7 protein-coding genes are annotated in these 11,686 nt (G+C 72.3%); 1 reads left to right on the top strand and 6 read right to left on the bottom strand.

Features of this window, described 5'->3' with window-relative positions; genetic code table 11:
• Nucleotides 1–208 precede the first annotated feature (208 nt).
• The 3 genes from ABZT14_RS06635 to ABZT14_RS06625 form a co-directional block, all read right to left on the bottom strand.
• Nucleotides 209–571, bottom strand: a complete 363-nt coding sequence (locus tag ABZT14_RS06635; protein ID WP_356297946.1) for a WhiB family transcriptional regulator — start codon at nt 569–571, stop codon at nt 209–211.
• Nucleotides 572–705: 134 nt separating this feature from the next.
• Complete coding sequence (locus ABZT14_RS06630) at nt 706–1,011, bottom strand: hypothetical protein (RefSeq protein WP_356297944.1); 306 nt, start codon at nt 1,009–1,011, stop codon at nt 706–708.
• 202 nt (nt 1,012–1,213) lie between these two features.
• The gene (locus tag ABZT14_RS06625) at nt 1,214–3,616 is read right to left on the bottom strand and encodes a UvrD-helicase domain-containing protein (RefSeq protein ID WP_356297943.1); all 2,403 of its coding nucleotides are present in this window, start codon (nt 3,614–3,616) and stop codon (nt 1,214–1,216) included.
• A gap of 293 nt (nt 3,617–3,909) precedes the next feature.
• On the opposite strand from ABZT14_RS06625, the gene ABZT14_RS06620 reads away from it, so the two are divergent.
• A complete protein-coding gene (locus tag ABZT14_RS06620; protein ID WP_356297942.1) occupies nt 3,910–4,152 on the top strand; it encodes a mycoredoxin in 243 nt (80 codons plus the stop codon).
• A gap of 81 nt (nt 4,153–4,233) precedes the next feature.
• Here the strand turns inward: ABZT14_RS06620 and nudC are convergent, their stop codons facing one another.
• From nudC to ABZT14_RS06605, 3 genes are all read right to left on the bottom strand, one after another.
• Nucleotides 4,234–5,085: an NAD(+) diphosphatase gene (gene nudC, locus ABZT14_RS06615; RefSeq protein WP_356298550.1), complete on the bottom strand. Its 852-nt coding sequence runs from the start codon at nt 5,083–5,085 to the stop codon at nt 4,234–4,236.
• Nucleotides 5,086–5,279: 194 nt separating this feature from the next.
• The gene (locus ABZT14_RS06610; protein WP_356297940.1) at nt 5,280–6,707 is read right to left on the bottom strand and encodes a M20/M25/M40 family metallo-hydrolase; all 1,428 of its coding nucleotides are present in this window, start codon (nt 6,705–6,707) and stop codon (nt 5,280–5,282) included.
• 1,128 nt (nt 6,708–7,835) lie between these two features.
• Entirely contained in the window at nt 7,836–11,591 is a 3,756-nt protein-coding gene (locus ABZT14_RS06605) for a UvrD-helicase domain-containing protein (RefSeq protein WP_356297938.1), read from the bottom strand.
• Nucleotides 11,592–11,686 lie beyond the last annotated feature (95 nt).

The raw sequence follows: 11,686 nt of genomic DNA, 5'->3' as shown, positions 1-11,686 counted from the left end.
GGGCCGGACCTGTGTCGCTGCCTCAGATGGGCACGCGCCAGTGCTTCCTGCACAAGCCTCATGTCACGGTTCCTGTTCCTGCGCGCCACGGCGACTGTCTGCCGTGCGGCGGCCTTCTCTCGTTCTTCCATCATCGGTTCCTGCTTCGGTGAGCGTCGGTGCTGCCGCGGTCCGTTGGCCACGGGGCGGTCCAGGGTTCCTGGGGCCGTCATGCCACGACCGGGTTCTTCCGGGGCCGGCCACGGGGCCGCTTGCGGGGTACGACAACGCCCTGGACGAACAGCTCGCCGCCCCAGACGCCCCAGGGCTCGCGGCGGTCCTTGGCACCGTCCAGACAGGCCTGCCTGAGCGGGCAGGTCTGGCACAGCGACTTGGCGTACTCCACGTCGGCCGGGGACTCGGCGAAGAAGACCTCCGGGTCGTAGGAGCGGCAGGGCACGGCGACGCCAAGCCGGTCGATGGCGTCGTCGAGCTCGGTCAGGGTGAACAGCGGGGCGGTCAAGGCGTCCTCCGGGACGTCAGGCGGGATCGGGTCGGTCTGTGGCGAGGTGGCCTGGGCGTTGATAGGCACTTCGGTGTCTTCCTCGTCTGTTGTTCTGTCGTCGGTGGTGATCGGCGGTGGCCGATCCGCTGGGGCAAACAGAAGGGCCGCGGATCCCGATTCGGGTTCCGCGGCCCTGGAAGGTACCGACCTGATCATGCCGATCAGGCTGGATCTCTCCAGGGTTCAAGCCCGCGGAGGGCCCAGATCGTGAGGATCTGCTTGTTCTGCTGTCCCGCGAAGGCGCCTGCGGCGACATAGGCGGCCTGACCCACCGATGCCTGCTGTACTGCCGCAAACGCCTTGCTCGGTCGCATGTTCCGCTCACGGACCACACGGTCGGCACCCAGCAGGACGTCATGCTTGACGCCGCCACTGACGGCGGACACGGGCAGCTCGTTGGCGAGCGGGCAGGAGGAGGCGGCAGCCTCAGGGCCGTTCAGAATCGGGGTGGTGATCAATGTGGTCATGGGGCTCGCCTCCTCTCGGCGTCTCGGGGGACCAGTCGTGAAGACCGGACCGGCTTGTTCAACTACGAGTACAACACGGGAGAAGCGAACCCGAAAGGCCGCGCTTCTTCCGTGCCCAGCACGCTATGCGTATGCGCGGCGAAGGCGCAAACCATTTTTCGCCCCCGTTCGTAACAGCTTCGGTGACACGTTCTGGAGGTGATCATTCCGAACTTCCGTCCCGAGGCGGCTCCCAGGAGGTCGGCAACCCGCCCGACGGCACCTCGGCGTCCCGGTCGGGGTGGTCGTCCTCCACGTCACCGGGACCCCGCTCAGCGGGGTCGGGGCCGTCACCGGCGACGGCGTCCGGCACGGGGTCGCCGCCCACCTCGGCGGGGACCTCGGCTTCCGGGACGTCCGATCCCACGGCGTCGGCCGGCGGCTCCCCGCCAGGCTCCCGCCCGTCCGGCTCCTCCCCGACCTCCGAGGGGTCCGCCCCCGCGCACAGGGCCAGTACGGCCTCTCCGTAGCGGTCCAGCTTCCGGCCGCCCACCCCGGAGATGGTGGCCAGCTCCGACCGGTCCGAGGGCACCCGCTCCGCGATGGCCACCAGGGTCTTGTCGGTGAAGACGCAGAACGCCGGCTGCCCCTGCAACTTGGCCTGCTGCAAGCGCCACTCCCGCAGCCTCTCGAACAGCCCCTCGTCCATGTCGGAGGGGCAGTCCTCGCAGCGCATCAGCTTGGCCTCGCCCGCGTCGGTCAGGGTGCGACCGCACACCCGGCACCGCACCGGCCCGCGCCGCTTCCCGGAACGGCCCCGGCCCCGCTCCACACCACCGGACCGAGCGGAGTCGCTGGCGGCGACCGGCCGCAGCCCGCCGAGGAAGCGGCTGGGCTTCCGTGAGGCGCGGCCACCGGGGGAACGGGACAGCGACCAGGACAGGTGCAGGTACGTACGGGCCCGGGTCACCCCGACGTACAGCAGCCGGCGCTCCTCCTCCACCCCCTCGTCGGTCTTGGCGTGGGAGATCGGCATCATGCCCTCGGTGAGCCCGACCAGGAACACCGCGTCCCACTCCAGCCCCTTGGCCGCGTGCAGGGAGGCCAGGGTGACCCCCTCGACGGTGGGTGCGTGCTGGGCGTTGGCCCGCTCGGACAGTTCGGCCACCAACTCCGTGAGGCCGGCCTCGGGTTGGGCCCGGCCGAAGTCCTCCGCCAGCCGCACCAGGGCGGCCAGGGACTCCCAGCGGTCCCGGGCCGCACCGGACCCCTGGGGTGGCTCGGGGCTCCAGCCCTTGGTGCCGAGGACGGCGCGCACCTGGTCGGCCAGGCTCACCGCCTCCTCCAGCAGGGGATCGTTGCCCCCGGCCCGGGCGGCGCCGCGCAGGGCGACGCCGGCCTCCCGGATCTCCGGCCGCTCGAAGAACCGTTCGGCGCCCCGGAGTTGGTAGGCCACCCCGGCGTCCGCCAGCGCCTGTTCGTACACCTCGGACTGGGCGTTCACCCGGAAGAGGACCGCGATCTCGCTGGCCGGCGTCCCCGCGTCGATGAGCTGACGGATGCGGCGAGCGGTGCCCTCGGCCTCGGAGGGCTCGTCGGGATACTCCTGGTACGCCGGCTCGGGGCCGGCCTCCCGCTGGGACCGCAGCTCCAGCCGGTGCTCGGCCGCGCGGCCCCTGGACTGGGCGAGCAGCCCGTTGGCCAGGTGCACCACCTGCGGGGTGGAGCGGTAGTCCCGGACCAGCTTGACCACGGTGGCGTCGGGGTGGCGCAGGCGGAAGTCCAGCAGGTGGTCGGGGGTGGCGCCGGTGAAGGAGTAGATGGTCTGGCTGGCGTCACCGACCACGCACAGGCTGTCCCGTCCGCCCAACCAGGCCTCCAGCAGCCGCTGTTGGAGGGGGCTGACGTCCTGGTACTCGTCGACCACGAAGTGCTGGTACTGCCCCCGCACGGTGTCCGCGATGTCCGGGCGGTCCTCCAGGATGCTGACCGTGAGCAGCAGCACGTCCTCGAAGTCCATCACCCCCCGGTCCCGCTTGAGCTGCTCGTACATCCCGTAGACCTTGCTGATCTCCGCCGGGTCGCGAGGGGCTTCCCGGCCGGCCTTGGTGATCGCGTGGCCGTAGTCCTCCGGGGTGATCTGGGTGACCTTCGACCACTCGATCTCCCCGGTGAGGTCGCGGAGTTCGTGCCGCTCCACCCGCAGCCGGCTGCGGGACGCCGCCTCGGCCACCAGCTGCACCTTGCGCTCCAGCAGTCGGGCCGGCTCCCCTCCGATGGCGCGGGGCCAGAAGTACCGCAACTGGCGCAGGGCGGCGGCGTGGAACGTACGGGCCTGGACCCCGGTGGCGCCCAACTGCCGCAGCCGCCCCCGCATCTCGCCGGCCGCGCGGTTGGTGAAGGTGACCGCGAGGACGCTGGAGGCGGGCAGCATCCCCGTACGCACCCCGTAGGCGATGCGGTGGGTGATGGCCCGGGTCTTGCCGGTGCCCGCGCCGGCGAGCACGCAGACCGGGCCCCGCAGGGTGGTGGCCACCTCGCGCTGCTCGGGGTCGAGGCCGTCGAGAACCGCGTCGGCGGAGTCGGGCACCTGGGGGAAGAGACTGGTGTGGGTGGCTGATGTCACGACCGCCATGGTGCCAAAGCCCGCCGACAGGTGGTCCCCGTTGTCCACAGTCGACGGCGACTCATCACAGGAGTCAGTCCCTGACAGCCCCCGCTGGCGTGGACCGGCGTCCGCGGCCGGCTCGGTTGTTCCCCGGCTGTCGCCCCGGTTGTCGCCCCGGTTGTCGCAGCGGAACACGGGAATGCCTGGGCGCCCCCGACCGTTGGCAGTGTGGCGCGAAGGACGCGCCGCCACCACGGCGAGGAGCCGGCGAAACGTCGGCGAGAAGTCGGCGAACGAAGGAGCAGACGCGGATGTCGGGCACCGTGACCATGTTCAGCACCACCTGGTGTGGCTACTGCCGCAGGCTGAAGGGCCAGATGGACCGCGAGGGCATCCCCTACACCGAGGTCAACATCGAACACGACCCGGAGTCGGCGGCCCTGGTGGAGAAGGCGAACGGCGGCAACCAGACCGTTCCCACCCTGCTCTTCCCCGACGGCAGCACCCTGACCAACCCCTCCCTGGCGCAGGTCAAGGAGAAGGTGGGCGCCTGAGGCGTCCGCCGCCCCCGGCGGGCGGCGCGCCCCGGGCCCGTGACAGCGTCGGACGTCACGGGCCCGGGGCACGGCCGTGCCTCAGTCGTGCGGCAACGGGCTTCCGTACCAGCGCTCGATGAGCCGGCCCGCGATGGAGATGCCGAAGGGCGGCAGCACCTCCCCGGACTCGTAGCCCTCGCGCAGCTCCTCCCGGGAGAACCAGCGGGCCTCGTGGATCTCGTCCCCGTCCACCTCGATCGTGGTGGAGCTGGCGCGCGCCTCGAAACCGAGCATCAGGCTGGACGGGAACGGCCAGGGCTGACTGGCCACGTAGCGCACCTCGCCGACGGTCACCCCCACCTCCTCGCTCACCTCGCGGCGTACCGCCCGCTCCAGGGACTCCCCCGGCTCCACGAAGCCGGCCAGGATGGAGAACCGCCCCTCCGGCCAGTGCACCTGCCGCCCCAGCAGCAGGCGGTCGTCCTCGTCGGTGACCGCCATGATCACCGCCGGGTCGGTACGCGGATAGTGCTCCGCCCCGCAGGCCGGGCATCGTCGGATGTGGCCGGCGGCGGCGATCTGGCTGCGTTCACCGCAGCGGGAGCAGAAGCGGTGCATCCGCTGCCAGTTCTCCAACGCCACCGCGTGCACCATCAGTTCCGCGTCCCGCTCGGACAGCAGCAGGCCCGCCTCCCGCAGGCCCGCCGGCCGGGCCGCCTGGTCCATGCGTCCCGGCAGGCTGTCCTTCTGTAGCGCGAAGTAGCGCACCCCGTCCTCGTCCACGCCCAGGAAGAACCGGTGCTCCTCGGTGTACGGGGCGTCGAACGACGGCATCATCACCAGGTCGGTGCCGCCCTCCTCGGTGTCCTCGACCAGCGCCTGACCGCCGCTCACCACGAAACAGCGGGTGGTGGGGTGGCTCCAGGCCGCCGCCAACCACGCCTCGTCCATCCGGTGGTGCGCGGCCCGGTCGATCCCGCCGGTGCCGCTGAACAACACGGAAGGGCCACTACCTCGCGGGTCTGCCCAGCTCGTCACAGCTGTTTCCTACTCCCCTGGAGTCGACCGGCTCCGCCCGGAACCGGTGCTGGGTGGTGCGATCTGAGGTCGAGCGGTCCAGGGCCCTGACGCGCCCCGGACGGGGGTCACGTACCCGGGCGCCAGTGGCGCGCCAGGTCCTCCCACAACAGCGCGGCGGTCTCCGCCCCCTTGGCCAGCAGCGGCAACTCGACCTTCTCGTTCGGCGCGTGCCAGCCGTCGGAGGGCACCGAGATGCCGAGGAAGAGTACGGGTGCGCCCAGTACGTCCTGGAGGTCGGCGGCCGGGCCCGAACCCCCCTCCCGGGTGAACAGCACCCGCTGTTCGAAGGCCCTGCCCATCGAGCGGGCCAGCGAGCGCAGCGCCGGATGGTCCAGCGGGGTCAGACAGGGACGTGTGGTGCCGGAGAAGGTCACCGAGTGCCGTACGCCGTACGGGAGTTGTTCCGCCACCCACTGCACGACGGCCTTCTGGACGTGTTCCGCGCTCTGTCCGGCCACCGTGCGGAAGGACAGCTTCAACCGGGCGGAGGCCGGGACGATGGTCTTGCCCCCGGGGCCCTGGTAGCCGCCGCTGATGCCGTTGACCTCGGCGGTGGGGCGGGCCCAGATCCTCTCCAGGGTGCTGTAGCCCTCCTCGCCCAGAGCGGCGTGCGAGTGCGCCGACTCCAGCCAGGACAGCTCGTCGAAGGGCAGTCGCGCGAACAACCGCCGTTCCTCCTCGGTGAGTTCGACGACGCCCTCGTAGAAACCGGGAACGGCGACCGCGCGGTCCGGCCCGTGCAAACCGGCGGCCAACCGGGCCGCCTCGGTCGCCGGGTTGGGCACCGCCCCACCGAAGGAGCCGGAGTGGATGTCCTGGTCGGGACCCCACAGGTCGACCTGGCACTCCACCAGTCCGCGCATACCGGTACACACCGTCGGGGTGTCCGGGCCCCACATCCCGGTGTCGGACACCACCACCACGTCGCAGGACAGCCGGTCCGCCCGCTCCCGCACCAGGTCCGCGAAGTTCGGCGACCCGGCCTCCTCCTCACCCTCGACCAGCACCTTGAGGTGCACCGCCGGGGTGTCACGACCGGTCGCGGCCAGATGAGCGCGGACGCCCAGGGTGTGGAACAGCACCTGCCCCTTGTCGTCCGCCGCGCCCCGGCCGTAGAGGCGCTCGCCCCGGATCTCCGGTTCGAAGGGTTCGCTGTCCCAGCCGTCCTCGCGTGCCGCCGGCTGGACGTCGTGGTGTCCGTAAACCAGCACGGTGGGCGCCTGCGGGTCGTCCGAGGGCCACTCGGCGAAGACCGAGGGGTGCCCGGCCGTACTCCAGACCTCCACGGTGGGGAAACCGGACCGGGTCAACGCCTCGGCCAGCCACTCCGCGCTACGGGTCACGTCCTCGGCATGGGCCGGGTCCATGGACACCGAGGGGATACGGAGCCAGTGGCACAACTCCTCGACCAGTGCCGGTCGGTGGGCCTCGACGTGCGCGCGTACGGACGGGTCCGGGACAACACTGTCACCGGATGCCGGGGTGGTGCTCATGCCGTGACCCTATCCGGGGCCGCGGGGGTTCCCCGCCCGGCGGGGTGCCACGGTGACGCATCCCACTCGGACCTGGGACGGGGCGCTGGCCGGAGGGGGCGGGCCATGACGCCTGTGCCCGGTTCGGGGTGGGTGAGGACGCGGGGCGGGGGGTGAGCGGGGGTCGCGGGGAGCTTTGGGGTCGGGGCGCACAGGCCGGGGAGGCGTGGAGCGAGGGAGGGAGAAGCGGGGACGTGGGAGCGGGCCCCGGGGGTGAGCCTCCGGGGCTTGGTGGGTCTGGTTCGTTGGTTGTTCCTCTGGGCCCTTCCCCCTTCCCCATGCCCACCCTCCACCGCCTCCTCCGATGCGTCCGGGGGTGCGCGCCAGCCCCCGGACGGAACGAGATCTCCGAACCGCTCGCTGTCCACGACGCCGCTCCACAACCCTCCGAAGAGAGGTCGGGAAGCAGCCGGTCACAGCGAGCCCGCACGGTACCCGGAACGGAGATCACCGCGGTGAACCCATCATGCACCAACTGCCGCAAACGCCAAGTAAGTTGTCCACAGCAGGCGCTGACACATCACACAAGGCAGTTACGGACATAAAACCCACCACCCCCGACTCGCCACATCAGCGCGAACGAACCAACACCGCCCCCTCACCCCTTACGGGCACCCACACAGGTCCGAGTCACCCCTGCCCCTCTCCCCCACGCCAGCGGTACCCCGCACGCCTCCTCCCTCCCCACGCCAGCCCAACTCACCAACGCGCTGTCCCACCAACGGGCTCCCCCACCAACGCACTCACCCCGACCACCCCGGCCCGCCTCCTCCTCTCTCCCCCCCACCCCCCCCCACACCGCCTCGCACCGGCACCCACGCACCCCAAGCCCCCCTAGACCTCCCCAGTCCAAGTCCCCCACCCGAGGCCCAAGACCATCCGGGCCCACCAGGGCGTGTCGTTCGGATCACCGCGAGGCTCGCGTGCGGTGCCACCGGGCGTGCCGCACCTCGCCGCGTTGTCGTGGTGGGTCGCCGTGGGCCGCTGCCGCCGATGCGCCGCATCGACTCCTCCTCCGCCTTGCTGTGCCCCACGGCCCACCACACGAGAACCGCGCTCCCTGGTCTCCCAAGATCCAGACGAAACGCCCTAGTCGAGGCGCTCCTCCGGCTCCTCTCCGAGGTGGTCGCCGTCCGGCGAACCGTCCTCTGACGGGTGGGGGTCGGGAGGGTCGGTGGCCAGCAGCTCCTCCAACTCGGCGCGGCCGGGCAGGGGGTGGGGGTGTACCACTTCACCGGTACGGACGTAGAGGAAGGCCGCCCGCACCTCGGAGGGCTCCAGTCCCCGCTGCTCCGCCCAGGCCAGTCGGTAGATCGCCAACTGGAGTGGATCGGCCGTCTGTTGGCGGTGAGTCTTCCAGTCGATGACCTCGTAGCCGTGCTCGTCGCGGTAGACCGCGTCGATACGGCCCCGGATGATCCGGCCGGCCAGGCTGAGGGTGAACGGGGCCTCCACCCGGTACGGGGTGCGGTGGGCGTACCCGGTGCGGAGGAAGGCCTCCTTCAGCTGCTCCAGGTCCCGTTCGTCGGCGATCTCCACCGGATCCCGTTCGTCCCCGCCCGGCAGTTCGTCCGGCTCCAGCAGGGGCAGTTCCAGTTCCTCGAACCGTGACTCCACCCAGGCGTGGAACCGCGTCCCCCGACGGGCCGCCGGTTGGGGCGGCCGGGGCATGGGGCGGGCCAGCTCCCGGGCGAAGCCGTCGGGGTCGGCGGCCAGCCGCAACAGCTGCGAGGCGCTGAGGGCGAAGGGCAGAGGTACCTCGCGCACCGCACCACGTTGGGTGCGCAGCTCCACCGCGAGCGCCTCCAGGTCCCGGTCCCAGGAGGAGACCAGTCGCTGTTCCTCTGGGTCGAGCCCCTCCCCGGGGTCGGCCGGCCCCGGGGGTTCCCCCTCGCCGTCCCGGTCGCCCAGCCTCCCGTTCCCGCCGGGAGGGGTGGCCCTCCCGGGGGCTGGTCCGTCGTCCGGTACGTCAGGCTGGCCGGCGACCGGGGCCTTCTCGCTGATGGGCTCGCGCCACGGGGACGGTTCGGTTGTGGGGGCTTGCTCAAGGGGGTGCGCCGGCCCCTCCTCCGTATCGGAGAGGTTCGGGGTCTGGCGGTGGTGGGAGGGTTCGGGTGCGCCCTCGGAGGTCGTTCCGTGCGGGGGGTGGCCGGGACCTTCCGGTCCCGTCGCCGGGGGGTGGTCGGGCTCCCCGACGGCGCCGGGGTGTGCCGACCGTTCCGGGGCTGTCCCGGAAGGGCCGGGCTCCTCCGTACCGCCGTCTCGTTCGGGGCCGGGCCCCTCGCCCGGGGCGGGGCGGGGGGCGGGGATGGGGCCGTGTTGGCCGAGGTGGGCGAGTACCCGACGTGCCGCCTCCCGGCGTCGGGCCAGGGCCTCGGGGTCCAGGGGCATCGGCCAGTCGCGGTCCCGGGCGGGCTGGGCCAGGGCGGGGTTCTCCTCGTCCGGGCCGGGTGGGTCGGCCCAGTGCTCCACCTCCCCGAACTCCGGCCCCCGCTCGCAGTGTTGGCGTACCGCCTCCAGGAAGGAGGACGGCCCACGGGGGCGCTTCTGCTGGGGGCCCCACCAGTGGCCGGAGGCGAGCAGCAGGGAGCGGGGGCGGGTGAAGGCGACGTAGCCGAGGCGGAGTTCCTCCACGGACTGGTGCTCGGTGGACTCGGCGTCGTACCGCTTGCGGTCCTTGGCGGTCCACTCGTGGACGGCGGGGAGGGTGGCGGCGTCTCCCCGGAGGGGGTGGGGGAGCACGCCGGGGCGGGAGAGCCAGGACTCGCGCCCCCGGGTGTTGGGGAACTGCTTGTGGACCAGGCCGGGTACGGCCACCACGTCCCACTCCAGCCCCTTGGCCTTGTGGGCGGTGAGGACCTTCACGGTGTCCTCCCCGCCGGGCAGGGAGTTGTCGAGGCCCTTGTCGTGGCGGGCGGCGGTGCGCAGGAAGCCGAGGAAGGCCAGCAGGGTGGTCTCGCCGTCCAGGGAGGCGAAGCCGGCGGCCACGTCCAGGAAGGAGTGGAGGGTCTCGCGGCGGCGGGCGGCCAGGGCCTGTGGGGAGGCGGCGAGTTCGACCTCCAGTCCGGTGACCGACAGCACGCGGTGGAGTACGTCCATCAGCGGGTCGGCCAGGGAGCGGCGTAGGTCGCGCAGTTCGGCGGCGAGGTGGGCGAAGCGGATCCGGGCCTCGGTGGAGAAGGGCAGGTGGTCGGGGTGGTCGCCGGGTTCGGGGCCGTGCGAGGTGTCGAGGAAGGTGTCCAGGGCGTCGGCCAGCGAGGTCACCTCGGCGGGGTCGACGCCCTCGACGGCGTCGGCCAGCCGTTGTCCGGGGTCGTCGTCGGCGGAGGTCTGCCCGGTGGCGACCAGGAGTCGGGCGCGCCGTCCGAGGAGGGCGAGGTCGCGGGGGCCGATGCGCCAGCGGGGGCCGGTGAGCAGCCGTACCAGGGAGGCGTTGGCGGTGGGGTCCTGGAGTACCTCGCAGACGGCGAGGAGGTCGGCGACCTCGGGGAGGTGGATCAGGCCGGAGAGCCCGACGACCTCCACCGGGACCTCGCGGTCGACGAGGGATGCCTGGATGGCGGCGAAGTCGGTGGCGGTGCGGCAGAGTACGGCGATCTGTCCGGGTGGGGTGCCGGTGTGTACCAGGTGGCGCAGGTGGTCGGCGAGCCAGTCCAGTTCCTCGGCGTGGGTGGGGAGCAGGGCGCAGCGGACGCGGCCGTGGTGTTCGGCGTCGGGGGCGGGGCGGAGGGGGTGGACGCCCTGGTGGAGTTGGCGGAGGGGAGCGGCGAGTTCGTTGGCGAGGTGGAGGAGGCGGCCTCCGCTGCGGCGGTTCTCGCTGAGGGTGTGGCGGGGTGCGGGGGTGCCGTCGGGGAGGGGGAAGTGGTGGGGGAAGTCGTCGAGGTTGGCGACGGAGGCACCGCGCCAGCCGTAGATGGACTGGCAGGGGTCGCCGACGGCGGTGACGGGGTGGCCGCTGCCGCCGGTTCCCGGGGGGCCGGCGAACAGGTGGGAGAGCAGTACGCGTTGGGCGACGGAGGTGTCCTGGTACTCGTCCAGCAGGACGACGGCGAACTCCTCCCTCAGCTGTCGGCCGACCTCGGGGACGTCGCGGGCGAGGGTGGCGGCGTAGGCGATCTGGTCGCCGAAGTCGAGGAGGTCGCGGGCGCGTTTGCGGGAGCGGTACTCCTCGACCAGTCCGAGGAGTTCGAGTCGGGCGCGGGCGGCGTCGGGGACGCGGCGGAGGCGGTCGTTGCTGAGCTGGTGCTGGTCGAGTTGGTCGAGCAGTTCCTGGTCGTGGGCGCGGAGTTGGGCGGGGGTGACCAGGTGTTCGGCGAGTTCGGAGTCGAGGGCGAGGAGTTCCTCGACGTGGTGGGCGAGGGTGCCGGTGAGGTGGTGGAAGGGGCCGGTGGCGCTGGTGAGTACGGCGGCGGCGAGTTGGAAGCGGGTGGCGTCGGCCAGGAGGCGGGCGGTGGGTTCGATGCCGAGGCGGAGTCCGTGGTCCTTGATGAGCCGGCCGGCGAAGGCGTGGTAGGTGGAGATGAGGGGTTCGCCGGGGGTGTCGTCGGGGTCGGCGGGGTCGGTGTCGAGGACCTCGGCGCGCAGCAGTGCGCGGCGTACGCGGTCGGCGAGTTCGCCGGCGGCCTTGTTGGTGAAGGTCAGGCCCAGTACGCGTTCGGGGTCGACCTGTCCGGTGCCGACGAGCCACACCACTCGGGCGGCCATGACGGTGGTCTTGCCGGAGCCGGCTCCGGCGACGATGACCTGGGGGGCGGCGGGGGCGGTGACGCAGTCGAGTTGTTCGGTGGTGAAGGGGATGTCCAGCAGCTCGCGGAGCTGTGGGGGGTGGGTGAGTGGTGCGGGCACGTCCTCGACGCTAGCGCGGGGTGGGGACAGTGGAGGTGGGCGGGGGAACTCCCGGGCGGGTGGTCGGGGTGCCGGTGGTGGGGCCGGGAGTCGGG

This window comes from Streptomyces sp. NPDC005438 (assembly GCF_040606315.1).
GTDB lineage: Bacteria > Actinomycetota > Actinomycetes > Streptomycetales > Streptomycetaceae > Streptomyces.
This window is presented reverse-complemented; position numbering and strand designations above follow the sequence as displayed.